The sequence below is a fragment of the Rhodococcus sp. WAY2 genome, assembly GCF_009859915.1.
GTDB lineage: Bacteria > Actinomycetota > Actinomycetes > Mycobacteriales > Mycobacteriaceae > Rhodococcus_F > Rhodococcus_F oxybenzonivorans.
On record NZ_CP046572.1, the window covers coordinates 4,753,255 to 4,778,588 of the forward strand.

Sequence of the window (25,334 nt, forward strand, 5' to 3'; positions counted from 1 at the left end):
CGCGCCGAAAGGTGCAACCTAAGCACGCCGGGCGTCGCCATCGGGTGGGAGCGGCGGCGACAGCGTGCGGGGGAGTAGCACGGACGCGGCGAGCCCGACGCAGCCGACGGCCGCGAGGACGATCATGGCAAGCGCATACGAACGCTCGGGGGTGGAGGTGATCCCGGCAACGAGAATGGTGCCGGCGATCGCGGCGCCGAGAGAGGACCCGAGATTAGATACGCTGCGCGAGAGCCCGGAGATCTCGCCCTGCAGCTGCTCGGCGAAACTCGATTGCACGACGTTGACCGACGGGGTCAGCATGACACCGAGACCCAGCCCGATCAGCAGCAGTCCCGGCGCGAACGCCCAGACGCTCGGGGTGCCACTCACCAGCGCCAACAGGACGGCAATGCCGCCGGTCACGACGAGGAATCCGGCGAGGATCAGGGTGCGTTGCGCGCGCCGCTTCGCGAACCGTTCCGCAGCGAGGGAGGCGGCCAGCAGACCCGCCGTTTCCGCGGTGAAGATCACGCCCGTCTCGATCGCGTCGTAGCCGCGAACCACCTGAAGGTAAGCCGCGACCACGAACGAGACGCCGGTGAGCAGCAGCCACTGGGTGTTCTGGGTGATCAGGCCCAGGTTGGAAGTGCGGTTGTGGAACAAGGCGCTCGACAGCAGCGGTTCCGCGCCGGCGCGTTCCTTGGCGCGCACCGACCAGAAAAACCACACCAGCACGAGGGCACCTGCAAGTATCAGAATGATCGTCAACCAGATGTTGTTGTCCGCGGCAAGGATTCCGGTCACAACAAGGATGAGGCCGACCGCGGAGAGTAGTGCCCCGCCGACATCGAACGGACGGCTGCGGTCCGGCGGCAGCGGATCGGTGATGTTGCGGGCCAGCAAAATGATGACCGCGATGACCAGGGCCTGGAACACGAACGCCGCCCGCCAGCTGATCGCCGACGTGATGAGCCCGCCGATCAGCGGCCCGGCAGCCGCACCGATGCCACCCATCGCACTGATCGCCCCGAATGCTCGGGCTCGAGAGGTGACCTCGGTGAACAGCAGCGTGGTGAGGATGTATACCGGCGGAATCAGGAGCGCCGTGCCCACTCCTTCGAGAATGGAGTTGCCGAGAATGAGCACACCCAGCCCCGGGGCTGCGGCGCTCATGAGGGCACCGACACCGTAGATGAGCAAGCCGACGGTGAAACAACGCTTGCGCCCGTATTTGTCGGTCAGCTTTCCGCCGGGAATCATCAGTGCCGCCATTACCAGCAGGAAGATGGTGATCGCGACCTGCACACCTTGCACGCTGGTGTCGAGGTCTTCGCTGATGTCGTTGATCATCACGTTCATGTTGGAGCCGGCGAAGCTGCAGATGAACTGTGCCAGCGCCAGCGGGATCAGCACTCGGCGCAGGGTGGCGGAGCCGTGACCTGCCTGGTCTCGTGGCGCCATCTCACACCTGCTTCGGGTTGCAGCGGTGTCGAACAACCCGACGCACTCCACGAATCCGATACCAGTTCGTCCCGCGCGTGGGGATCTGCTGCTCGATAACCCTACCCGCACGGAACCTGCCATGGCCGGTGGTTGGCGGTGGTGCATTCCTATTGTGAAGTGCCACGCCAACCGGCCAGTTCGGAGGACAATGATTTCGCCGGAACACTTCACGCGTTGCCCGGGAAGGGGACGGTTATGTCCGAGAAATCTCTGGTAAAGCAAGGTGCGGCGCAAGGAACCGCGATGGGCGGGGCGGTCCTCCTCGTCACCGTCGGTGTCCTCGAAGTACTCCAGGGCCTGTCCGCGATCGCCAAGGACGAGGTGATCGTCACCGGAATCGACTACCCAATCAATTCGACCTCACCTCGTGGGGCTGGACGCACCTGGTGTTGGGGGCGATCGTCACCGCAGTCGGGATCGCCCTGTTCACCGGTGCCAGTTGGGCGCGAGTGGGTGCCATCGTGATCTGCGCCGTGTCGATCCTCGTCAACTTCCTTTGGCTGCCCTACTACCCCATGTGGGCGATCACCATCATCGCCCTCAACGCCGTGGTGATCTGGGCCGTGTCGGCCGGGCGCGGAGGCACCGTGCAGAACGGCCAGATCGCCAGATGACGTTCTTCGACGAGAGAACGGTGTGATCGATGAACGGAGGACCGAAGACCAGCAATCCCTCGGAGAAGGCAGCGGGCTCACAGCGCCTGCTCGGACTACTGCTGGCGATGGCGATGTTCGTGCTCGTGGTGGACACGTCGCTGATGAACGTGTCGATCTCCTCGGTGGTTCGCGACCTCGACGCCACAGTCAGCGGCGTTCAGGCGGCGATCGCGCTCGAGGCGCTGGTATCTGCGGCGTTCATCCTGATCGGCGGCAAAGTCGGCGATCTCATCGGACGCAAACGCGCTTACGTGCTTGGTCTGCTCGGCTACGCAGTGGGTGCGTCGGCAATGGCACTCGCGCAGAGTCTCACCGCGATCATCGTCTTTTGGGCAATACTCGGTGGAATCGGCGCATCGCTGCTGTTGCCCGCCATGCAGTCCCTGATCCACGGCAACTTCGAAGGGGCCGCCCAGAAGAAGGTCTACGCCCTGGTCGGGGCGGCCGCGGCGATTGCCGCGGCCGTCGGACCGCTCCTCGGCGGTTTCATCACCACCTATCTGTCGTGGCGCGTCGGTTTCCTGCTCGAAGTCGTCATCATCGCCGTTGTGCTTTCCGGCATCCGGCTCGTCCGGGACGTTCGGTACACCGGACCTCGGGTCATCGACCTGGTGGGAGCGGCGCTCTCCGTTCTGGGCATGGGCGGCGTCGTGCTGGGCATCCTGGTGTGGCAGGAGGGCGGCGAAGCCGTGGGTGCACTCCTGGCGCTCGGTGCAATTGCGATGGCCGGGTTGGCGTACTGGCTCGTCCGGCGTAAACGTGGTGGTAAGCCGACGCTGCTGGACCCTGATCTCTTCCGCTCCAAAATATTCCGCCTGGGTATCACCGGGCAGATGCTCCAGCAGATCGCCCTCGGTGGCACGATGATCGCGCTGCCGATCTACCTACAGATGGTGCTCGAGTACAACGCGATGCAGGCGGGATTGTCCCTCGCACCCCTCTCCCTCAGCATGTTCGCAGTGGCGTTGCTCGCAGGCAAGAAGGCGGGCGACCGGCGCCCGAGCAGCATCATCCGGTGGGGATTCGTGCTTCTGACGGTGGGGATCGCAGCACTGATTCCACTGGTGCCGCGTGCCGAGTTCGGTTGGGGCCTGGTAATTCCCTTGATGATCGCCGGGTCCGGGTTGGGATTACTGGTGTCTCAACTCAACAATTACACACTCGCCCCGATCGAGGAGGAGCGAATCAGCGAAGCCGCCAGCGTCAATTCCGCGGCGGGATCGTTCGGGCTCTCGTTCGGACTGGCGTTCGCGGGCGCCATCATGCTGGCAACGCTGTCCCTCACGTTCACTGCGATGGCGCAGTCGAGCGCCGTGCTCCCGCCGGCAGAACAGCAACAGGTGGCGCAGGTGCTCGAGGACGACGCCGAGGTCATGAGCAACACCCAGCTGGAACAGTTGCTCGTCGGCCAACCCCCCGAAATCCAGGAGGAGATCATCCGCATCAACACCGATGCGCGACCTCTTGCCCTGCAATTCGCCCTACTCATCCCCATCCTCGCGGGCCTGATCGGGGTGTTCAACTCGTTCCGCATGAGGCGTATCCCAGACCCCGCACCGCAGAGCTCCGACGAACGCCCAGAGGATGATTGATGGTGCCCTCGGGATGGGACGTACATCGTTGTCAATGTGCTCGTCGCCGGGCGCCGATCTCGTCAACTTCCCCTGGTTGCCCTACGACCCGCGATATTCTGAAAGCCTGGCGCACAGTCGTCCGCTCTTGTGCGTGCATCTATGAGGGGAGATCAGATGATCGCTCTTCTCACGCTGTGATGTGGTCTGCAACAATTCTTTTCGGTGACGAATGAGGACGACGGTGGAATAGGGGATCGGTCATGCGTATCGAGAATTACGGACTCATCGGAGATTTGCAGACCGCGGCGCTGGTCGGCGACAACGGCACCATCGACTGGCTCTGCCTGCCCCGCTTCGACTCCGCGTCGTGTTTCGCCGCTCTGGTCGGCGACGAGCGGCACGGCCTGTGGAGCCTTGCACCGAGCGGTGAGACACGAGTCAGTGCCCGCCGTTACCGTGCCGGCACGCTGGTGCTCGAATCGGACTTCGAGACTGCCGATGGCATGGTGCGCATCATCGACTTCATGCCGCGCCGCGGCGACGGCCCACCGCGGGTGATGCGGATCGTGCAGGGTGTGCGTGGCAGGGTGCCGATGCGGATGGAACTGGTGATTCGTCCCGACTACGGATCCATCTCCCCGTGGGTGGAACCGGCTCCGGACGGAATGCGCGCTACCGCTGGACCGGACACCTTCCACCTCAGCACGCCAGTGCCGTTGCACATCGGCGAGGGCACCGTCGGGGCCGAGTTCGTGGTCACCGAGGGAGGCCGGGCACGTTTCACCCTGTGCTGGCACTCCTCGTTCGAACCGGCACCGATGATCGAGGACGCCGACTCGGCGCTGGCGCGCACCGAAGCGTGGTGGCGGGAGTGGAGTGGGCGTTGCACCTACTCGGGCCCCTACCGCGACGAGGTACTGGCCTCACTGATCGCACTGAAGGCGATGACGTCGGAAAATACCGGCGGAATGGTCGCCGCGCCCACGACCTCCCTGCCCGAGGACATCGGGGGTGTGCGGAACTGGGACTACCGCTATTGCTGGCTGCGCGACTCCGCGCTCGCCCTCGAGGCGCTGCTTGCTGCCGGATACACCGACGAGGCGCTCGCCTTCCGTGGTTTCCTCTCCCGCGTCGGCACCGGCGACCCGAAAAAGATCCAGATCATGTATGGAATCAGCGGGGAGCGGCGCCTGACCGAATTCGACCTCGACGGCTTCCCCGGCTACGAAGGCTCCACACCGGTCCGGGTCGGCAACGCCGCATCCGAACAATTCCAGCTCGACGTCTACGGCGAGGTCGTCGCCATGCTGTATGCGGGTACGCAGATTCTCGGCACGATCGACCCGCAGTGGTGGCCGCGCTGGCGCACCGTGGTCGAGTACATCGAAACGATTTGGCGCGAACCCGACGACGGCATCTGGGAGACCCGCGGGCCACGCCGACACTTCACCCATTCCAAGGTCATGGCCTGGGTGGTGTTCGACCGGGCCGTGCGCCTCGCCGAGGAGTTCACACTCGATGCTCCCGTCGAACGTTGGGCGCAGGTGCGCGACGAAATCCATCGCGAGGTGTGCGAACACGGTTTCGACGCCAAGCGCAACACCTTCACCCAGTACTACGGGTCCGAGGAACTCGACGCCAGCGTGCTTACCATCCCCCTCGTCGGGTTTCTGCCCGGTACCGACTCCCGTGTGAGCGGAACGATCGACGCGATCACCCAGGAACTCGGCCGCGACGGGTTCGTCTCGCGATATTCGACTGCACAGACCGACGATGGACTACCCGGTGACGAAGGACAGTTCCTCGCCTGCTCGTTCTGGTTGGTCACCGCGCTGGCCCTCAACAAGCGCACCGACCAGGCGCGAGCATTGTTCGAGCGGCTCACCGCACTGTCCAACGACTTGGGTCTGCTGGCCGAGGAGTACGACGTCCGCCTGCAAAGACAGGTCGGCAACTTCCCGCAGGCGTTCAGCCATCTGACCCTCATCGGCGCGGCGTATGCCATCGCCGGCGCTGAAGCCGACGCGTGACGGGAGATCTTGTCGAGCTTGACCGGTGTGGCCGGTTCACTCGTCGGCCAGTTCACCGGGGTGGTCGGCTCTGTTGTGGAATGCTGTCACGGCGGACTCGACAGTGGGATAGAAATGAGTCGAATCGAACCGGTCACCGACGCCGAACCGGATCAGTTGGTCCTTGATTGGACCTTTCATTTCCGCGAAAGCCAGCCGGATCCCTTTGCTTTCCAGATAGGTGTCGAGGTCGACGAGTTCGTCGACGGCGGTGGTGTCGAGTCCTGTGATGGGTTCGGCGGCGACGATCACCCATTCGACCGGGGTAGGTGCTGTCGCTACGACCGAGCGCACGTACTCGTCGAAGATTTCGCCGTTCGCGAAGAAGAGGGGGGCGTCGAACCGCACGAGCACGAGTCCGGGGATACGCTGCCCATCGGGGTGGCGTTCGATGTCGTGGAAGCCAGGACGGTCCGAGGTTCGGACGAGTTCGGTGCGGTACGGCTGCCAGGCCTGCGCGACGACCGCGACGAAGGACAGTCCGATCGCGACGAGGATGCCCTGCAGGACTCCCACCAGGGCAACTCCGAGGAAGGCGGCGACGGCGAGTCCGAACTCGACAGAGCTCATACGCCACATCCGGACCATGCCCTTCACGTCTACCAGTGCAGTGGCGGCGACGATCACCACGGCCCCGAGAGTCGCGTCGGGAAGGTAGGTGGTGATCCCGGGGGCGACGAGAATGAAGACCAGTACAGCGAGCGCGCCGACGACACAGGCCAATTGGGTGCGGGCACCGCTCTGTTCCGCCACCGGGGTCCGTGACCCGCTGGCGGAGATAGGGAACCCGCCGAACAGTCCGCCGGCAATGTTGGCCACGCCGACCGCCTTCATTTCCGTGCTGCCGTTGACGTCGTCACCGCGCCGCGCGGCGAACGTGCGGGAGAGCACCCCCGTATCCGCGAACGCGATCAAAGCGATACCGGCCGCGGGGCCGACGAGCTGTCCCACGTCTCCCCAGTCGACCCCGCCGAAAGAGGGCAGTGGCAGGCCCGCGGGCAGGGCGCCGACCATTCCGATGTCGTCGGTGAGTCCGAGCGCGGCGGACAGGATGATCGCCCCGATTACGGCCACGAGAACACCCGGGATGCGGGGCAGCCAGATGCGGAACCCGATGATGACGGCGAGGGAACCGATGCCCATTGCGGCGGCGACGGGGTCGATCTCTCCCCGGATCACGGACTGTCCGATCTCCCCGATCTCTCTGATGAGACCGGACGCGTCGACGGAGAACCCGAGGAGCTTGGGAAGCTGGCCGACCACGACGATGAGCGCGATCGCGTTCAGGTAGCCGAGCCTGATGGGCTTGGACAGTAATTCGGTGACGAAGCCGAGATGGAGGAACCCGCCGACGAGCAGGATCAGCCCGACGAGGACGCCGAGGATTCCGGCGAGCGCGAGCGCGCTTTCCGGATCATCGGCCACAGCGAGGGGCAACACCGCCGCGGCGATGAGCGGTGCCAGTGACGAGTCCGGACCGAGGACGAGGATTTTCGATGGTCCCACCACCGCATAGGCCAGGAGCGGAATGATGGTGGCGTAGAGGCCGGCGTAGGCGGGTAGCCCGGCGGCCTCCGCGTACCCCATCCCGGCGGGGATCAGCAGGGCGGTGAGGACGAGTCCGGCGGTGATGTCGGGGCGCAGCCACTCGCGACGATAGGCCAGGGCCGTCGCGATCCCCGGCAACTGTGTGAGGCTACCTGTCCAGGACATGGTTCGGACCTCAGCGCGCGCGTTGCGGGTCGACGGCGGCTGTGGCGGTGATCGGCGTGCTCGGTTGTGCATGCCTGCGCCGGCGGAACGCTTTCTCCGCCTCGACGACGATCGGGATGATCAGTGACCAGCCGATGCAGGCAAGCCACTGGCCACCAGTCAGCGACGTCGTCATGAGGAGGTCTTGGAGGAAGCCGAGTTCGACCGCGAAGACGGTGACGACGATCGGAACAGAAAGAATTTTCAGTGCCCCGAGGATCGGTTGCGTCAGGCCGGATTCCGGATCGCGCCGCATGACGAGCCCTGCGAGGATGGAACCGAACGACAGCACCACGAATGCCGTCGTCATGGGAACGCTCGCCTCGGTGGTGCTCATGTCGCCCGGCGCAAGAAGCATCGCGGCGAGCGTGACCGCGAATTGCAGCACGCCATACGCCAGCCACTGCACGAACGCCTTCCGGTTGGCGATCGGCATCTTGGGGTTGCGCGGCGGTTTGTTCATCAGGTCCGGCGCCGGCGGGTCCATCATGATGACGGCGACCGGGAAGAGCGTGATGAAAAAGTGCTGGAACAGAACCATCAGCGGGGTGAGCGCGACCCCGTCGTTGATATCGAAGATGCTCGCGGCGAGGAAGAGCAGCACCAACGAGAACAGTTTCGACATCTGGTACCGAATGTACGAGACGATCTTCTCGTAGATGTTGCGGCCCAATCGGATCGCGGTGATCAGGGTGCCGAAGTTGTCGTCGGTGAGAATCATCTTCCCGGCCTGCTTGGTGACCTCGCTGCCCGATCCCATGGCGACGCCGATGTCGGCCTTCTTCAGCGCGGCGGCGTCGTTGACGGCGTCACCGGTCATCGCCACGACTGCACCGCTCTTCTGCATGATGTCGGCCAGGCGGAGTTTGTCCTGCGGGGTTACCCGGCCGAACACGTGCAGGTTCGGAAGCGCGGCCGCGAGGTCGTCGTCCGTCATCGCCTGGAGTTCGGGACCACCGATGGCGCCTGGTCCGAGGCCGAGTTCGGCGCCGATTGCCGACGCGGTGATTGCGTGGTCCCCGGTGATCATGCGGACCTCGATGCCTGCGGTTTGGGCCGTGCGGACGGCGTCGATCGCCTCCGGCCGCAGCGGGTCGATGATGCCGACCATGCCGACGAAAGTGAGGTCGTCGACGAACGACATGGGGTCGGCCGCCACAGCTTCCTCCTGACCGTCGAGTCGGCGGGTGGCGAACGCCAGAACGCGCAAGCCCTTCTCGGACAGCGTTCGGTTCGCTTCGGTGAGTTCCGCCCGGACCTCGTCGAGTGGCACCACCTGCCTGCCGGGCCGATAGGCGGTGGCACATCGGGCGAGGACCACATCAGGTCCCCCCTTGACCAGTTCCACGAACCGGGTGCTGCCGTCCACCGAGAGATGGTGGAAGGTCGCCATGAACTTGTACGCGGAGTCGAACGGCACCTCGGCGACGCGAGGATATGTCTTGCGGGTGAGTGGGGCGTCGACACCGATCTTGGCGGCGAGCACCACCAGCGCCGCCTCGGTCGGATCGCCGACTACCTCTCCGGTATCGGAGACGGTGGCGTCGCTGTCGAGGCACAGTCCGTATGCGAGCAGGGTGAAGTCGGGAGTGGGCTCGCCCGCGGTCTGGGTGATCCGACCCGTCTTGCTGTAGCCCTCACCGTCGACGAGGTACCACCGGCAATGAAAGTACAACGACCGCACCGTCATCTGGTTCATGGTCAGCGTGCCGGTCTTGTCCGAATTGATCGCGCTGGTGGCGCCGAGGGTTTCGACGTCGGTGAGATTCTTCACGACGGCCTTCGCGTCGGCCAGCTGTCGGGCTCCGAAGGCCAGCATCGCCTGCACGAACGTCGGCAGGCCGGTCGGGATCGCGGACACGCCCATGGAGATGCCTAGTAGCAGTACCGTCGCCAGGCTCTGTCCGCGAATTACTCCGAGAACGACGATGAGAGCGACCGCCGACCACGCGATGATGCCGAGCACCTTCGTCAGCGAATTCAGTTCGCGCTGAAGGGGAGACTTGCCCGGCGCTACAGCCGAGAGCATCGAGGCAATCTGACCCATCTGGGTGTGCATACCGGTCTCGGTGACCACCATGGTGGCGGTGCCGCGGGTGACCGAGGTGTTCTGGAAAACCATGTTGACACGGTCGCCGAGGGGGACGTCCGCGGCGTGGAGCGTCCGAGGGTCCTTCGGGACGGGTGCGCTTTCGCCTGTCAGTGCGGCCTCTTGAGTCTCGAGTGTGGCCGTCGCGAGCAGTCGGCCGTCGGCAGGAACGATGTCACCGGCCTCCAGTTGCACGATGTCACCCGGTACGAGCTCGGTTGCGTCGAGCTGGATCAATATTCCGTCCCGGGTCACCTTTGCCTGGGGTGTCTGCATCTTCGCGAGCGCGTCGACACTGGCGCGTGCCTTCAGTTCCTGGTGCGTGCCCAACACAATGTTGAGGCCGACGAGGACCGCGACCACAATCGCGGTCGGAACCTCGCCGATGATGATGCTGACCACGGCCACCGCGACCAGCATCAGATTCATCAGATCCTTCAATTGAGTCAGCGCGATCGCCCACATCGACGGCCCAGGCTCGGAGACGATTTCGTTGGGACCGTGCCGTCGGCGCCGTTCGTCCGCTTCCCCGGCCGTCAGACCGGTCTGCCGATCGGACATTGTGGCGGACACGACGGCGTCGGGATCCTGGGCGTGCCAGACCATGTGAGCCTGCGCGTGTTCCGTCGATACCATGACCGCTCGTCCTTTCGGCTCGGATCCTCAGTAGGGGGTGGGGATCCAGTGCAGGGGTTGCCTCGGCGCCTCGTAACCGTGCGGACCACGCCGCTTCGGCAGGGTGATGTCGGGGCGTTCCAGCGGTTCGTAAGGAATCTGGCTCAACAGGTGGCTGATGACGTTGAGGCGGCCACGTTTCTTGTCGTCGTTGACCGCGACGTACCACGGTGCCCAGCCGGTATCGGTGAAGTGGAACATCTCGTCCCGTGCGCGCGAGTACTCGTACCAGCGGGTGTACGACTCGAGATCCAGGTCCGACAACTTCCAGATCTTCCGCGGGTCGTCGATTCGGCTCTGCAGGCGCAGCGTCTGTTGCTCCTGGCTCACCTCCAGCCAATACTTCAGCAGGATGACGCCCGAGTCGACGATCGCGCGTTCGACCGTCGGAACGAGTTGCAGAAAGTTCTGAGCTTCCTCCTCGGTACAGAAACCCATCACCCGCTCGACGCCCGCGCGGTTGTACCAACTGCGGTCGAAGATGACGACCTCCCCGCCGGACGGGAGGTGCGGCAGGTACCGCTGCACGTACATCTGCGATTTCTCGCGATCCGTGGGGGCGGGCAAGGCGACGACACGGAACACCCGCGGACTGACTCGCTCGGTGATCGCCTTGATTACCCCGCCCTTTCCGGCAGTGTCGCGGCCCTCGAATACGATGCAAATCCTCGCACCCGACGATTTCACCCACCCCTGCAACGCGACGAGCTCGACGTGGAGCGGACGGAGCAGGCGGCGATACTCCTTTTCCTTCATGGATGCCGGGGCCGCACCGGCGTCCGGCCGGGGCAGGTCGAACCCGGGCCTCTCGTGTTTCGGCTTCTTACCCACGGTTCACTCCCCGGCCGCCGAATGCTAGACCCGGTCGGGCTTCCAGGTCGAGACCGCCCAGATCACCACGATGTCGAGGGCGATGATGAGTACTGACCACCAGGGGTAGTAGGGCAGCCACAGGAAATTGGCGAGAATCGAGATCGCTGCAATCACGATCGCCGTCACCCGCGCCCATCCCGCACCGGTGACCAACGCGATACCTACCGCTGCAACGACCGCACCCAGCACGATGTGAATCCAGCCCCACGTGGTCAGGTCGAACTTGTAAACGTAGTCCACCCCCGCCACGAACACTTCGTTTTCGGCGACCGCGGCGATTCCTTGACAGAACTGAATGATTCCCACGGTCACCATGATGATGGCCGCTCCGATCGAAGTACCTGCCGCGATGCCCTGCTTGACCGACCTTGTCTCGGACATGACCGTCCCCTTCCTTCACCGAACCAGGCGGCCCGGTAGGATTATTGTCCGCTGATCCACGCCGTTGTGGTGGTAAACCTGCAATCTGGGCAGACGGGTCGAAAATCTTCGAGCGACGGACTATTCGGCGTTCGGTGGTCTCGCCCGCGGACAGTCAGTAATCAAGGCGATGCCACTGAAGTAGATTCGGTGTTCTGTGGAGTGGCTGTTCGCGCGGGCCGGATGAGCAGTTCGAGTGCTGCAAGTGCAAGCAGGGCGCCGAGAACAATCCACAACACGACCAGTCCGGTGGGGTAGCGCCAGAACATCAGCAGCACGGCTGCGATGCCGATGATGGCACACCGCAGTGGTACTCGAAGCTGATGAGCCCACCGTTCGATCTCATTCGGTGGCCGACCGCTGCCGGTTTGCCGGGCGAAATCCAGTGTCTGTCCGAAGCCACGGCGAACCGTGGTGGCGGAAGACGAACCGCCGGTGAGGTAGGCGCCGAGGGCAATCACCAGGCCGAGGACTGCGACCGCGCGCAGGCTCGTGCGCAACGGCACCAGCACTGTATCGATGACGGCCGTGGCCGCATCGGGCGAGAGGACGTCGGGTGGGACGCTGTCGAGATAGATCGCTCGCCCGATGAGAATACCGATCGCGAGGAGAAGCATCCCCACGGCAATCGACAGTCCGACGAGGGCCAGGGCGCGGAGCCGGCGCCCGGTGGGGGCGACGGCGACGGCTGCTGCGGCACAGGCGATCCCCAACCACGGCAGGATTGTCGCCGCCTTGTCGAGTGCGGCGACGGCACGCTGCGCCTTCACTAGTTCCGGCGACTGGAACAGTACAAATTGTTTGTCCACGGACGGGATCTTGTCCGCGAACGCAAAGCCCCTCTCGTTCAGTGCCGCCTTCACCCTGTCGATCACCGTGCCGAGTGAGATGCTGACGGTGCCGCTCTGGTCGACTTCGACGGACCTGAGGCCGTAATTTCCCGTCATCACAGCGACGAGCGTGTTGTGGGCGGCCCGATTCGCCTGAATCCAGAGGTCTTCGAACTGCTGGGACTGCACAAGCGAGCTGACAGTGTCGTGGACGAAGTTCCTTGCCTGACTGGTGAGCACGGGTGCGAGACCGATGACGGCCCGGTCGAGGCGGGGGGCGTTCGTGGCCAGGTTCGAGACATCGGTGAGTGCGGTCAGTGCGTCTTCGGTCAGCCCCTCGACGTCGACTCGGGTGAAAATTTCATCGGTGATCTGGTTGGTGATCTCCGCCTGGAGAGCCGGATCGTCGCCCAGGGGTGCCACCGTGCTGACGTAGCGGTCGGTGTCGAGGATCTGGCTGCGGGTGAAGCGGGCGGTGACCGATGCGATTGCGAGAACGGCCACCAACACCAGCAAAATCGCCACGCCCGTCCACCGCAGCCCGTGCCGGGGTCGACGCGGAACTGGTTGGGTAGGAACGTCGGCGGTGGTGCCGGTGGTGTGTTCGCGCAGCGTCGCGACTTCCTCACGTAGTCGGAGGAGTTCGGCGCGTTCGTCGTTGTCGAGTGAGCCGCTGGCTGGAGTGTCGCTGCCGTCGGTCATCGCCGTTCAGATCTCGTCGGGATTCCAGGTTGCGACCGCCCAGATCACGACGGCGTTCAGGGCGATGATCGTGATCGCCCACAGCGGGTAGTAGGGCAGCCAGAGGAAGTTCACGAAGATCGAGAGGGCACACAGGATCATGGCACCGACTCGCGCCCATGCCGCCCCGGTGAAGAGCACCGCGCCGACGGCCGCGACGATCACGCCGAATATGAGATGGAACCATCCCCAGGTGGTGACGTCGAACTGATAGGTGTATTCGATGCCGACGACGATGACATCGTCCTTGGCGATCGCGGAGATTCCCTGAAGGACCTCGAGCGCCCCAACCGTGACCAGCAGGACTGCCCCGCCCATCGACGTTCCCTTTGCCACACCCTGCTTGACCAACGAGTCCTCGGACATCATCGTTCCCTTCCCGGGCGACGTGTGAAGTGGTCGTACCGAAGATCAGTGTCCTCCCTTACCACACACCGTGGCTGCATTTTCGCCGACCTGACTTGCGATTGGGCAGGTGTGTGCGGTCGCCATATCCGGTCGACACCGATTGCACCCGAAACGATGACGTGAGGGCGGAGTGCGCGAGATCATGGGGGTGGAGGCACGCCATGACAGAGCGAGACACTTTCCCCGACCCGGGACGCGTCGGGGTCGTCGATCAGCCGACGCGGGCGGAGCGCCTCGAACACGGCGAGAACGTTCGGCGTCGAGTTTCCTTCGATGCGATGGCCGAACACATTCCGGCACGCGACCGGGACCCTATCGGTTTGCTCGAATCTCAGGCGGAGACACGGGTCCCGGATCTGGTCCCTATCCGGTATGGGCGGATGGCTCAGTCGTCGTTCGCGTTCTACCGCGGCGCTGCGCTGGTGATGGCCGACGACCTCTCCCGAGCCCAGACCACCGGCCTGCACACCCAGTTGTGCGGGGACGCGCACCTCAGCAACTTCGGACTCTTCGCTACACCGGAGCGCACACTCGCGTTCGATGTGAACGACTTCGACGAAACGTATCCCGGCCCGTTCGAATGGGACGTCAAGCGACTGGTCGCCAGTCTCGCTGTCGCCGGACGGAGTAACGCGTTCAGCGGTAAACAACGCAAACGAATCGTCCTCGCGTGCGCCGCGGAATACCGCGAGACCATGTTGTCCCAGGCAGAGCGCGGTGAGCTGGACGTGTGGTACTCCCATATCGACGCTGCTGCCCAGTTGGACGAGCTCCGCGACGTCCTGGACTCCTCGACTCGCAGACGCGTCCAGAAGACGATCGACAAGTCCCGGGGCCGCGACAGCGTGCAGGCTCTGTCGAGGCTGACGACCGTGGTGGACGGGCAGCCGCGAATCGTGAGCACACCGCCGCTGATCGTGCCGATCGAAGAAATCTTCACCGGAACCCAAGCTGAAGACATCGAACGGGAGCTGAACCGACGACTGCGCGATTACCGTGACACCCTGCCGGCTGCCCGCCGGGTACTGCTCGATCGATACGAGTACGTCCAAACGGCACGGAAGGTGGTTGGGGTGGGCAGTGTCGGCACCCGCGCCTGGATCATCCTGCTGCGTGGCCCGGGCGGTGACCCGCTATTCCTGCAGGCCAAGGAGGCGCAACCGTCGGTCCTCGAGAAGTACGCCCCCGGGCCGTCATTCGTGAATCACGGCGAGCGCGTCGTCACCGGGCAGCAGCTGATGCAAGCGGCGAGTGACATCTTCCTTGGCTGGCAGCATGGACCCGACGCCGCCGGTGTAATGCGGGACTTCTATGTACGCCAATTGCGTGACGGCAAGGGGTCAGCGGTCGTGGAAACCATGAAACCCGACCTCATGACGATGTACGGCCGATTGTGTGCCAGGGTGCTCGCGTATGCGCACGCACGCGCCGGCGACCGGTTCGCCATCGCCGGGTACCTCGGTTCGGGCGAGGGTTTCGACAAGACGCTGGCCGCCTTCGCCGAGACCTACGCCGACCAGAACGAACACGATTACACCGTGCTGCGGAAGGCGATCGATGACGGCCGCATTTCCGCGCAGTCGGGGACATGATGGCGAGCGACGACAGATCGGCGGTACCCGTCGCCGCCCACACCGCGACCGGTGCTCGACGCTGGTGGGCGCGGGCGGCGTTCGCGCTCGCGATCCTCGCCGCTGTGGTGCCGCTGGTGTTCGCCGGTCTTCTCAGCACAGTCGGCCTCCTCCTCGTCGGAGTCGGTGGCGTCGTCGTCACCGTCGCCGCCCTGTACTGGTTTCTCGCCAGTCGCGGTGTCGTGCGCTGGGTGTCACTGCCCATTGCCGTGCTGACGCCGATCGTGGTGTTGATCCTCTTCATCCGCGCCGATCTGCTGGCCGTCGTCGTCGCGTCCGTTGTTCTGATGTTTCTCTCGGTGCTCTGCGCCCGCGCCGCCCTACGCGGACGGCCGTCGGACACCGCCGTCCGAGAGGTGCCGGCCCCGCCGGTGCGGCATCCGGTGCTGATCATGAACCCGCACTCCGGTGGAGGCAAAGTCGCGAAATTCGACCTGCAACGCAAGGCTGAGGAACTGGGCGCCGAGGTGGTCCTGCTCGAAGGTCCAGGTACCTTCGACGTCACCGACGAGGCCCGTCAGGCAGTCCAGCGCGGAGCCGACCTGCTCGGCGTGGCCGGCGGAGACGGCACACAAGCCCTCGTCGCAGCGGTCGCGGCAGAGAACGACCTGCCGTTCCTGGTAATCAGCGCCGGGACACGGAACCACTTCGCGATGGACCTCGGGCTCGACCGCACCGACCCGAGCCGGTGCCTCGACGCCCTGCGCGACGGAGTCGAGGTTACCGTCGACCTCGGCCGGATAAATGGCCGCCCGTTCGTCAACAACGCGTCCTTCGGGGTATACGCCGAGGTGGTCCGCAGCCCGGCGTACCGCGACGACAAGGCCGGCACCGTGCTGCAGATGCTTCCGGACCTGCTCGCCGGACGAGCGGGCGCCCCGCTTGTGACTCAGATCGGGGACATCACGGTGCGGAACCCGCAAGCAGTGCTGGTGAGTAACAACCCCTACGGCACCAGTGATCTCGCCGGCCTCAACCGGCGAGACCGACTCGACCGCGGCGTCCTCGGCGCCGTGACCGTCTCGGTCGCGAGCGCCCGTCAGGCGATCGGCCTGCTCCGCCGCGCCAACGTGCGCGGATTGACGCAGCACACGACCACCGAGGTGATCGTCGATTCCGACACACCCCAGACTCCGGTCGGCGTCGACGGCGAATCGCTGCTCCTGCCCACCCCGGTGCGATGCACGATCGATGCCGGCGCGCTTCGGGTCCGGGTGCCCCGCGACCGCCCGGGAGTGCGCCCCGCCGCACCCACCGTCGACTGGGTCCGGCTCCGCGAACTGGCGTGGCATCGGCAAGCCGGCTGAGGTCTATCGGACATCAGCTGAGGCCCATCGAGCGACTGCTCGAGATACGTAGATTCGGGGATCGTGTCCCCAGTGCGCGCGCACACTGGGAAAGTAATTCACAGTATTCGAGCCGGAGAGGTGACCGTCGTGACCGACAAGTCGACCGACAGGCAGAAGATCGCAGCCGACACGATGATTGGTGCCGCGATCTTGCTGGTCACCATCGGCATCTTGCATATCGCCCAGGGGATCGCCGCGGTCGGCAACGACGCCGTCGTCACGGCCGGCGCCGAATACACCTACGAGTTCGACCTCACCGTGTGGGGTTGGATCCATATCGTGCTCGGATTGTTGATCGCGCTGGTCGGCGGCGCCCTGTTCCGCGGAGGACTGTGGGCGCGGACGTTGACGGTCACTATCGCGGCAGCATCGATCGTGGTCAACTTCCTGTGGCTGCCCCACTACCCGGCGTGGGCGATCCTCGTCATCGCACTCGACACGGCCATGATCTGGGCGGTCATGACCGCGATTCCCAACTCCGACTGGCGCTGATATGGGCATTGACGCCAGCGAGCGCACCGCTGGCGGTCCGCGCCGATCCCGAAGCCGTGTTGCAGCTCAGCCGGCGAGCTGGGCGGCATCCTCGCGGGCGCGTTGGGCGGCCTGTAGCTCGAGCCCGTAGAGCAGCCCGAAGGTGAAACCGTTTTCTCCTTCGGTGGTGCCGGCGCGGGCGCCGAGGGCGCGGAGCGTGCCGAGCGCCACCACGCTGTCCTGGTGGTCGCCGAGAACCTGCTGGATCTTCTTGTACTCGGCCACCTTCTTCTTTCCCTTCTTCTTCCCTGCTATTCCGCGGGTGAGCTCGGCGGCGTAGCGGGCGCGTTTGGCCGCCTTGCGGGCGCGGTGCAGGCCTTCGTCGTCTCCGTCGTCGAGGGCGGCGGCCAATCTTTTGTCGGCCTTGCGGCCGGCTTTCCTGGCGGCTTTCTTCAGCACCGTTGCCCCGGAGTGGGCGTCGTCGGTCAGCGGCGGTGCGGTACGCCATCGGGCCAGGTCGGCGAGTATCGCCCGGTATCGGTTGGTGTCGAGGGTCGTCATCGCCTCGGCCCGGTATCGGAGTTGTTCGGCGAGTAGGTCGCTCTCGATCCTGGCGGCGACCGGGCCGAGTACCAGTTCGTCGGGCAGGTCGGTGACCGCGGCGACGAACCGGGCTCGTTGGACTTCCCGGTCCCGGATCTCGCCGAGCACTCCTGCGTACCAGGACAGTTCCTCGTCGAGACGCGCACCCGCGTCGGGGTCGAGGAGGTTCTGGAATACCCGCAGGGTGCTGCGGAACCGCCGGATACCGACCCGGGTGGGATGGATCGGGTCCAGACCGCGGCGCAGTTGCACATCGCCGGCGATGATCTCTTGGGCCTGGGTGTCGAGGTAGGCCGTCAACGATGTCCGGACCGGGTCGACGCCGGACGTGCCGCTGTCACCGGTGCCGGGGCCGTGCGGGGCCAGTGCCCGGGACAGTTTCGATGAGTGCCGCGAGGGCCGGGCACCGGCACGGGTCAGCCGGGTGCCGATCGTCCGGAGCAGGGCCCGGTCGCCGGCAGCGCCCAGTTCGACCCCCACTTCGCGCCAGTTCTCGGCGATCGCCGCGTCGCCGGCGCAGGCAGCGGCTGCGGTACTGCGCACGGTGTCGTCGGCGATCTCGGCGAGCAGGTTCCCGTCCGCATCGAGGATGCGGTGGCGGCGGCGGGCGGTCGCGATGGTGGCCACCGGGTGCACCGGTTTACCCAGCGCGACCCCCGAGACCAGGGTTGCCAGTTCGTCGGGCACCGCGTCGCCGGTGGTCGGTGGCACCCGAATGTCGGTGTGGGCTTTGTGACCGGGCACCCGCAGGCGCCATCCTGCGCCGATGTCCCCGGATCGGCGGCGCACGCTCACGTGATGGGCGCGCAGATCCCGATCTGCGGTGTCGAAATAGTCGCTGTGCAGGGTGACGGTGTCCTCGTCGACCCGGCCGCCCGGTGGAACCACATCAGCGAGGTCCGGTACGCCGAAATCGGCGGCCGCGTCGTACCTGTCGTCTCGTTCCCGCTGTGAGCTGCTCATGGTTGCAGATTTCCCATACCGTCCACCGATCAACCCTGCAAGCAGCGTGACAAAGGAGGTGGGCTCCGGCAGGTTTCTTACCCGCGTCGACACGCGGAAATCGGGTGTTGCCGTTTTCCGAGGACGCCGCAACTGTGGGTGGGAAACTGTGAGGGACTGGGACACGGCAGGTGCCGCGCCGCGCCCGCAGGCGGAGAAGTCCGCCTGCGGTTGTCCCTGGTCTTTCCGGAAAAGAGGTCAGGGCAGTGACCGACATCGAGTTCAACCAGATCGGGCCGATCGATTACCTCGTCGTCGAGTTCCCCGCCGAACACCCGCCCGACGCGTCGGCGCTGCCGCATCTGCTGGACCTGGTCGAGCGGAACATCATCCGGGTCCTCGACTCGGTCTTCGTCCGCAGAACGCCGACGGTTCGCTCGACGGGATCGCCGTCGAGGATCTCGGCTTCACCGGAACTATCGATGTGACCCTCTTCGCCGAGGCATCCTCGGGCCTGATCGACCGCGCCGACCTCAACCAGTCGGCAGCCGTCCTCGATGCGCTCGACAGCGCTACTGAACAAGTGTGCCGTGATCGCGGGAACCGCGACCACCGTGTCTCGCGGCGGCAAGGCCGACGCTGCGCAGCTCGGACAGTTACGCGAGCAGGGAGTCCTCACCGACGAGGAGTTTCACGCCGAGGAGGCCAGAATTCTGGCCTCCTGACCGGAGATTCATCTGTTCCAGATCTTCGGAGACCTGTTCCGGGACCATCAGATGTCCGGGTGGCTCATGGCACTGTGGCTGGTGTTCTTGTTCCTGATCCCGTTCCTGTCCGCGTTGATCTACCTGATCGTGCGGAATGAGGGCACGGCCGATTGCCGGCGCAGCAGATCGCCGACGCCAAGGCGCTGCTCGACGCCGGGGCGATCACATCAAAGGAGTTCGACCGACTCAAAAACAAGGCACTGACCTGACCGTTCCAACCGCGGCGCGGCCTGTTCCCGTCACCCACACGCCGCGGGTCCTCGCCCGCCGGCGAGCACCGAGACACCCGACTCCGCACCCCTGCGATAACGTCTCCGTCCACGCACGCCTATTCATTCATAGAATCCCTTTTGCCCGTGCCGTTCTCGCCCCGATGGACTGGGTTTGATGCGATGATCAGGTGCATGCGCCGCCATCGCTGGCCGGCTCTCGCGCCACCCGCAGATCGGGGCCTTCCCATAGTGGCCCCGATGCCGATCGGCGCCGAGAAAGATCTGATCTTGGAGCTGTCCGCGGTCACCGCGTTCGAGTCTGGGCTGCTGCTACAGCTTGCTATGGAGATCACGGGGATCCGAGCCGACTTCGCGCGCTACGAAACCCGGCCTTTGACCGACCCTCACGACTGGTCGGCGCGGTGGTCCTATCTGACCGTGCTGGTCCGCGCCGACGACCTCGACGGGCCCGCCGATGCGATTCACCGGAACGAACCCCCCAGCAGGGAGTCCGGGCCGTACCGGACGACGCCGCTGTACTGGATCGGCACCTACCCTCGCACCGGGTCGCTGGCCGTGACGGCCAGCTGGCCCGAGATCGGCTTCCACCCCGCCTCGATCGTCGTCACGCTCGGACCCAGCCCGTTCAGCACCGCCTCCGAATCCGGTGCGGGAAGATGACCGGCGCGGTAATTCCGCACACTTCGGCGGCATCTCACCGGTCACGACACCGATGGCTTTGGGTGAGCTCGGCCCCGATCACGAGCCGGGCCCGGCACGGACGGGTGCTCGCACAGTGGGTATCGCCGCCGACGCGCGTCGACGCCGAGGAAAAAACAGTCAAAAGTGATATCGAAAAGTGCCCCGGTCAACGCCGGCGGAGCGGGACAATTCGTTTCGTGGACGACCACGAACAACGCGACATCGAGGTCGTCCGCATGCGGCTGATCCAGCGCTTCCCGGATCTCGAGCCCGAGGTGCTCGACGAGCTCATCGTGGCAATAGCCCACCGGTTCGATGGATGCCGCATCCGGGACTTCGTTCCCCTGCTCGTCGAACGGGCAGCCACCCGCACACTCGACGCAACATTCAGCCGCGCACCGAAGCTGACCGAACCAGCGCTCGCACCCGAGCTTGCCGCTGCCTCAACCCGCGAGCCGGCCGCACGGCCGGCGGCTGGCAGCGCGCGAGTGTGGGGTGTCTTCGCGCGTCGCTCACCACGCCTGTCGTAACTGGCTGCACCGCATACGAGGCTGCGGGAGCTCGAGCCGACACCGGTACGGACTTCACCTCCCCGGTAATCCCCACCCACGCATGACAACATCCCGGGTTCGCTCGAACCGCAATCCTAATTTCGCCGCGAACACACCACACGGCGGCAGATAATTGTGGTACCGGCAAAGCCGAAGCTCGGGAAGGGTCAGCCATGTCCGATCGTAGCTCGGGAGTGAATCCAGCGAGTTCCGAGTATGCCTCCGGCAAACAGGCTTTCGCGGCCGGTACGTCGATGGGGGCCGCCGTCATCATGGTCACGGTCGGCATCATCGAGTTCTTTCAAGGCATCGCGGCGGTCGCCGAAAACGAAGTGTTCGTCAGCGGTATCAACTACGTCTACAAGTTCGACCTCACCACCTGGGGCTGGATTCACATCATCCTCGGTGTCTTCGTCGCGATCGTCGGCCTGGCCTTGTTCACCGGCGCCGGGTGGGCCCGAGCGTCGGCCATCGTCGTCGCCGCCATCTCGATAGTGGCGAACTTCCTCTGGCTGCCCTATTACCCGGGTTGGTCACTGCTGATCATCGCCCTCGACGTCGTAGTCATCTGGGCTGTCTCGACGTGGAATCCGGAACCGAATATCACAGACGCGAACCTTCGCGGTGCCGGCACTCCCGCTCGGTAACTCGGCCGGTGATCGCGGTCGACGCAACAGCAATCCGCACTGCCATTTCCTTCATCGTGGAGACTCGAAAATTCCCGACTCTAGGGGAACGGGTGACGACCCAGGAAGCACCTCATCTCGACGGTCACCCGTTCTGGTGAACATTCGCGACTTCCCCCGAGAACACAGTGAAACGAACGGGAGCGACAACAATGACGTACACATACAAGGTCGTCGAGGTCCGCGAGAAAATGATCGGCGGCAAAATGTCCGGCGGCAAACTCGAAGACCTGCTCAACCAGTACGCCCAGCAAGGATGGCGTCTCAAAGCGATAACCTCGTCCGATGTCAAGGGCAGAATCGGCCCTGGCAGCGTGGAGGGACTGCTGATCACCTTCGAACGCGAAAGCTGAGCATGGACCGCACACGACATCGGCACCCCGGGAGCCCGCGCCAGCTCGAGATCCCCGTCCGGCCGTCGTCGCGCAGGCACGGCAGCCCGGTGATGAGGATGTGGCGGCGTGACGTGGGCGCTACGCGCTATCGCCGCGGTGTCGCTCGCCACTCGGCGGTCTCGGGCCGCATCGCGGACACCCCGATCCACCGGCCCGATCGCGTTCACCGCCGCCGGCCTGACTGTCGACGTAAACGTGGTCGGGGTGATCGACGTGCACGCCCGGCGCCGAGGCGGTCACACTGCTCGTCGAGGTGACTCGCGTGCTGGTGCTGTTCTCCGACGCCTTCGACCGGGCCTCGTTCCCACGTTCTGCCCGCCATACCGTTGGGCTGGATCCGAACTCGCTTCGGAACCATCGCGAGAACGCGGAGAGTTCGGAAAATCCGAGCAGCCCAGCAATATCCGTCAGGGACCGGGTGTGCTGGGTGACATATCTCTGGGCCAAATCCGCACGGATGCTATTCACCATCGCTGAGAATGAGGTGTTCGACCGGGTAAGTAGGCGATATACCGTGACGCGGTTGACGCCCAGGGTCTTCGCGACATGCTGCAGTGAACACCGGCCGGTCGGAAGGGTCGTCTCAATCAATTCACGGACGCGATCGAGGTCATCGACGGGGCGCGGGCTGGCGATCGTGTCGATATATTCCTTTGCGAACGATTGAAACAGCGTGTCAAAAAGTCTGTTGGGGAGGTCTAGGTCGCTCGCAAGGAATACGAAACCGTTGAACTTATCGCCGAATTGGATCGACTTCCCCAAGGTCTTGGGGTGACGTATCCGGGTGGCCGGCGCGTCGTGGGTAAAGCAGATGTATGCCGGATTCCACTGGTTTCCGACAACGAACTTGATGAGACGGATAAGTGCACACACGGTCATCTCAGAAAAATGTGTGGAGTTGACGGCGGGACTTAGATCGAAGTCAATCCTGACCTTCGCGAGGTCGTCCGCTTCAGAGATCCGGATACTGATGGCTTCGCTGCGAATGTGCTGGTAGTTGCCGAGCAGCATCAGTACGCCGCGCAGATCCGGTTCGCCCTGCGCAGCGACACTGATCGGGCCTAGGTTGGTCATCTTGCGGCTGTCGGCCAGGCGAATTCCGAAGTCCTCGAGACCTGTTGCCACCGCAGATCGCTCGAGGAGTTGAGCAGCGGCGTCGATGGCGATCCATTGGTTTGGCACGGCCAGGTCGGCTGCCTGTAGTCCTACCGACCTCAGTAATGGAAGTGGATCAACTTTGCGAGCCCGCACGAGATCCAGGTAGCCGGTCAGAGCGGCATTGCGGACAAGCATGGTCATCGCGGCGTCTTTCCGATTCTCGTCGAATGGCGGTGGGCTTTCTCCTGCAGTCGTGATGTACCGAGTAGGGAGTTCCCTAGTGCAGCGCGGCAGAAGGAGGTACCTCCTGCCTGGGTTTATGTCACTTGGTAAGGCCCAGGTACTGGCAATCGAGGGTACCTCGCGGCCGCAATCGTGGGTAGCGCCGAGACCCTGACGGGCGGTGGCCGAAATCGCCCACTGCCAGCGAGTGCGGCCAGGTCCGCCGACAGGGGATACTCCGCCTGGTCCTTCGGCCGATCGAATTCGGCAGGCACACCAGGGGGCGGATCCAGTAGCAATGGGTCAGCGACCCCGAGTTGTGAGTGAGGGATAACCGCAACCTCCGGCACGCGGGCCATGTCCACCTGACCAGGGATCTGCGGAGGTCGCGGCGACGGCACTCAGGGAGCTCGGTGTCCTGCGCGTTCAGATCAGGCTTGGCTCCGAGGCTGCCGGTCGGCGAGGCCGCAGCGCCCGATCCGCCAGGCTGTTCGCGCCGACCGTTCGTCGCGGTTCGTGTCCGGGCCAGGTAATAGCGCGTCAAGCGAAGTGCAACGTGAGGTCAAATGTTTTTCACGTCCGAGCGATACAGTTTTGACACCTGAAGCTGCGAATCCAGTCATTGATGGTCCGCAATCGAAGAGCATTCAGTGATCGGCCCCGGACATTGCGGGCAATGCTGAATGATCAATTCTTCCGCATGAAAAGAAAAGGAGCGACACCCATGCGCACCGCCGTTAAATTCGAGGAACCAGCGCAAGCCGTAAATTCACGGATCAGAATGAAGCAGTTGACCCGTCACATTGGCGCCGAACTGTTCGACGTGCAGATTCCCGATATTACTCGGGACGAGAAGCTCTTCGCGGAATTGAAGACGCTCCTCCTGAAGCATAAAGTGCTGTTCCTGCGAGATCAGGACATCACGCGTTCTCAACACGTCGAGTTCGCGAAGAAATTCGGCTCGCTCGAAGAGGGCCACCCCAACACCGATGATGATTCGGGCGTAGTGCTCTTGTACAAGGACAACTCGAGCGAGGGGCACTACGAGAACTCTTTCCACAGCGACACCAGTTGGCGCGAGTGTCCATCCATGGGCTCCGTTCTGCGTTGTGTGGAAACGCCGGAGGTCGGTGGCGACACCATCTGGGTCAACATGGTCGAGGCATATCGGGAGCTTCCGGACCATGTCAAGGAGAACGTACGATACTTGCGCGCTCGGCACGGCTTTGAGGCAGTTTTCGGTGCTTCCAAGCCGCTGGAAGTACGGCACGAGCTGAAGGAGCGATTCCCCGATGCCGAGCACCCGGTTGTGCGCACGCATCCTGAGACGGGTGAAGAGATCCTCTATGTGAATGTGTTCTCCACCCACTTCACGAATTTTCACACGCCGAGCAGGGTGCGTTACGGTGCTGATTACTCGCCGAGCGCGAGTAATTTGCTGGACTACCTGAAAAGCCGGGCATTGATCCCTGAATACCAGGTCCGCTGGACGTGGACGAAGAACAGCGTCGCCATCTGGGACAACCGATCCACACAGCACTACGCGGTGCAGGACTACTGGCCGGCGGTCCGGAAAATGGAGCGCGCGACCATCGCCGGCGATCGGACCTTCTAGGTCTCCCGTTCTCGCGTTGCATGAAGCCGCGGCCGCGCACGACAGCATGGCTGACCGACCCAGGACCCCCATGACCGGCGCTCCCCACACGTCCGACCTCCGTCCACCCGTTCCGCTGCCGACCTCGCGCGAGGCGTTCCTGACCGCGCAGGTACAGAGCTATCGACAGCATCGGCGCAAGCAGCAGGCCACCGCAGCGGCGGCGACTCGCCGGACCTACACGCATCACGAGGGGGCGGAGATCATCCGGTTCGCCGAGGTCTGGGCGCCCTACGGCGGACCGCCCGGCGACGAAGTGTTCGTCCGCTTCGGCATTACCACCGCCGAGTTCCGGGTGCGACTGCACGACGTGCTCCGGCAGTGTTCCGATCCGGACACCACTCGCCGGCTCACTGCCGCGTATCACGTTGCGTGAACGCCCGCTTGACCAGCGGGCGACCGAGTACGACGAATTCCTCCTCTGCGCGATCGCGCCGAGGTGTTCGGGTCCGCCACCGGACCAAATCACAAGTACAGCT

At 64.5% G+C, this 25,334-nt stretch carries 20 protein-coding genes and 4 pseudogenes; 15 read left to right on the forward strand and 9 right to left on the reverse strand.

The window, feature by feature from the left end; all coding sequences use genetic code 11:
* Positions 1 to 18 precede the first annotated feature (18 nt).
* On the reverse strand, positions 19 to 1,443 hold the full coding sequence (locus GFS60_RS21550; RefSeq protein ID WP_159924414.1) for an MFS transporter: 1,425 nt from the start codon (positions 1,441 to 1,443) through the stop codon (positions 19 to 21).
* Between the two features lie 237 nt (positions 1,444 to 1,680).
* Between GFS60_RS21550 and GFS60_RS21555 the strand changes: the two are divergent.
* The 3 genes and pseudogenes from GFS60_RS21555 to GFS60_RS21565 form a co-directional block, all read left to right on the forward strand.
* Positions 1,681 to 2,099 (forward strand): annotated as a pseudogene (locus GFS60_RS21555) (DUF7144 family membrane protein).
* Positions 2,100 to 2,128: 29 nt separating this feature from the next.
* Positions 2,129 to 3,733 carry an MFS transporter gene (locus GFS60_RS21560; RefSeq protein WP_159924416.1) on the forward strand — a complete coding sequence of 535 codons (1,605 nt, stop codon included), beginning with the start codon at positions 2,129 to 2,131 and terminating at the stop codon, positions 3,731 to 3,733.
* A 230-nt stretch (positions 3,734 to 3,963) separates the two neighbouring features.
* Positions 3,964 to 5,745, forward strand: a pseudogene (locus GFS60_RS21565) (glycoside hydrolase family 15 protein); the annotation flags it as partial.
* A 36-nt stretch (positions 5,746 to 5,781) separates the two neighbouring features.
* Here the strand turns inward: GFS60_RS21565 and GFS60_RS21570 are convergent.
* From GFS60_RS21570 to GFS60_RS21595, 6 genes are all read right to left on the reverse strand, one after another.
* A complete protein-coding gene (locus GFS60_RS21570; RefSeq protein ID WP_159924420.1) occupies positions 5,782 to 7,497 on the reverse strand; it encodes a SulP family inorganic anion transporter in 1,716 nt (571 codons plus the stop codon).
* 10 nt (positions 7,498 to 7,507) lie between these two features.
* Positions 7,508 to 10,261, reverse strand: a complete 2,754-nt coding sequence (locus GFS60_RS21575; RefSeq protein ID WP_159924423.1) for a cation-translocating P-type ATPase — start codon at positions 10,259 to 10,261, stop codon at positions 7,508 to 7,510.
* A gap of 27 nt (positions 10,262 to 10,288) precedes the next feature.
* Entirely contained in the window at positions 10,289 to 11,131 is an 843-nt protein-coding gene (gene ppk2, locus GFS60_RS21580) for a polyphosphate kinase 2 (RefSeq protein ID WP_159924426.1), read from the reverse strand.
* Between the two features lie 24 nt (positions 11,132 to 11,155).
* Positions 11,156 to 11,554 (reverse strand): DUF7144 family membrane protein, encoded by a 399-nt coding sequence (locus GFS60_RS21585; RefSeq protein WP_159924428.1) that lies wholly within the window; start codon positions 11,552 to 11,554, stop codon positions 11,156 to 11,158.
* Between the two features lie 161 nt (positions 11,555 to 11,715).
* Complete coding sequence (locus GFS60_RS21590) at positions 11,716 to 13,125, reverse strand: hypothetical protein (protein WP_159924430.1); 1,410 nt, start codon at positions 13,123 to 13,125, stop codon at positions 11,716 to 11,718.
* Between the two features lie 6 nt (positions 13,126 to 13,131).
* A complete protein-coding gene (locus tag GFS60_RS21595) occupies positions 13,132 to 13,530 on the reverse strand; it encodes a DUF7144 family membrane protein (RefSeq protein ID WP_159924432.1) in 399 nt (132 codons plus the stop codon).
* Between the two features lie 203 nt (positions 13,531 to 13,733).
* On the opposite strand from GFS60_RS21595, the gene GFS60_RS21600 reads away from it, so the two are divergent.
* The 3 genes from GFS60_RS21600 (at position 13,734) to GFS60_RS21610 (ending at position 17,044) form a co-directional block, all read left to right on the forward strand.
* Complete coding sequence (locus GFS60_RS21600; protein ID WP_159924434.1) at positions 13,734 to 15,164, forward strand: DUF2252 domain-containing protein; 1,431 nt, start codon at positions 13,734 to 13,736, stop codon at positions 15,162 to 15,164.
* A complete protein-coding gene (locus GFS60_RS21605) occupies positions 15,161 to 16,510 on the forward strand; it encodes a diacylglycerol/lipid kinase family protein (RefSeq protein ID WP_236603238.1) in 1,350 nt (449 codons plus the stop codon). Before GFS60_RS21600 ends, GFS60_RS21605 begins: the two co-directional genes overlap by 4 nt.
* A 129-nt stretch (positions 16,511 to 16,639) precedes the next feature.
* Positions 16,640 to 17,044: a DUF7144 family membrane protein gene (locus tag GFS60_RS21610; protein ID WP_159924436.1), complete on the forward strand. Its 405-nt coding sequence runs from the start codon at positions 16,640 to 16,642 to the stop codon at positions 17,042 to 17,044.
* A gap of 66 nt (positions 17,045 to 17,110) precedes the next feature.
* Here GFS60_RS21610 and GFS60_RS21615 read toward each other — a convergent pair whose 3' ends face one another.
* A complete protein-coding gene (locus GFS60_RS21615; protein ID WP_159924438.1) occupies positions 17,111 to 18,589 on the reverse strand; it encodes a CYTH and CHAD domain-containing protein in 1,479 nt (492 codons plus the stop codon).
* A gap of 245 nt (positions 18,590 to 18,834) precedes the next feature.
* On the opposite strand from GFS60_RS21615, the pseudogene GFS60_RS21620 reads away from it, so the two are divergent.
* The 7 genes and pseudogenes from GFS60_RS21620 to GFS60_RS21645 form a co-directional block, all read left to right on the forward strand.
* Positions 18,835 to 19,127: pseudogene (locus GFS60_RS21620) on the forward strand (DUF6325 family protein); the annotation flags it as partial.
* Entirely contained in the window at positions 19,126 to 19,293 is a 168-nt protein-coding gene (locus GFS60_RS38655; protein WP_201453415.1) for an SHOCT domain-containing protein, read from the forward strand. The pseudogene GFS60_RS21620 and the gene GFS60_RS38655, both read left to right, overlap by 2 nt.
* A 6-nt stretch (positions 19,294 to 19,299) precedes the next feature.
* A pseudogene (locus GFS60_RS21625) lies at positions 19,300 to 19,544 on the forward strand (SHOCT domain-containing protein).
* 195 nt (positions 19,545 to 19,739) lie between these two features.
* Positions 19,740 to 20,228 carry a hypothetical protein gene (locus tag GFS60_RS21630; protein WP_159924440.1) on the forward strand — a complete coding sequence of 163 codons (489 nt, stop codon included), beginning with the start codon at positions 19,740 to 19,742 and terminating at the stop codon, positions 20,226 to 20,228.
* 218 nt (positions 20,229 to 20,446) lie between these two features.
* The gene (locus GFS60_RS21635) at positions 20,447 to 20,779 is read left to right on the forward strand and encodes a three-helix bundle dimerization domain-containing protein (protein ID WP_159924442.1); all 333 of its coding nucleotides are present in this window, start codon (positions 20,447 to 20,449) and stop codon (positions 20,777 to 20,779) included.
* 194 nt (positions 20,780 to 20,973) lie between these two features.
* Positions 20,974 to 21,447, forward strand: coding sequence for a DUF7144 family membrane protein (locus GFS60_RS21640; protein ID WP_442972167.1), 474 nt, complete (start codon positions 20,974 to 20,976; stop codon positions 21,445 to 21,447).
* A gap of 191 nt (positions 21,448 to 21,638) precedes the next feature.
* Positions 21,639 to 21,839, forward strand: coding sequence for a DUF4177 domain-containing protein (locus GFS60_RS21645; protein ID WP_109334463.1), 201 nt, complete (start codon positions 21,639 to 21,641; stop codon positions 21,837 to 21,839).
* A gap of 120 nt (positions 21,840 to 21,959) precedes the next feature.
* Here GFS60_RS21645 and GFS60_RS21650 read toward each other — a convergent pair whose 3' ends face one another.
* A complete protein-coding gene (locus GFS60_RS21650) occupies positions 21,960 to 23,180 on the reverse strand; it encodes an AraC family transcriptional regulator (protein ID WP_159924444.1) in 1,221 nt (406 codons plus the stop codon).
* Between the two features lie 745 nt (positions 23,181 to 23,925).
* Between GFS60_RS21650 and GFS60_RS21655 the strand changes: the two genes are divergently transcribed.
* On the forward strand, positions 23,926 to 24,816 hold the full coding sequence (locus tag GFS60_RS21655) for a TauD/TfdA dioxygenase family protein (protein ID WP_159924446.1): 891 nt from the start codon (positions 23,926 to 23,928) through the stop codon (positions 24,814 to 24,816).
* A 70-nt stretch (positions 24,817 to 24,886) separates the two neighbouring features.
* Positions 24,887 to 25,231: a hypothetical protein gene (locus tag GFS60_RS21660; protein ID WP_159924449.1), complete on the forward strand. Its 345-nt coding sequence runs from the start codon at positions 24,887 to 24,889 to the stop codon at positions 25,229 to 25,231.
* Positions 25,232 to 25,334 lie beyond the last annotated feature (103 nt).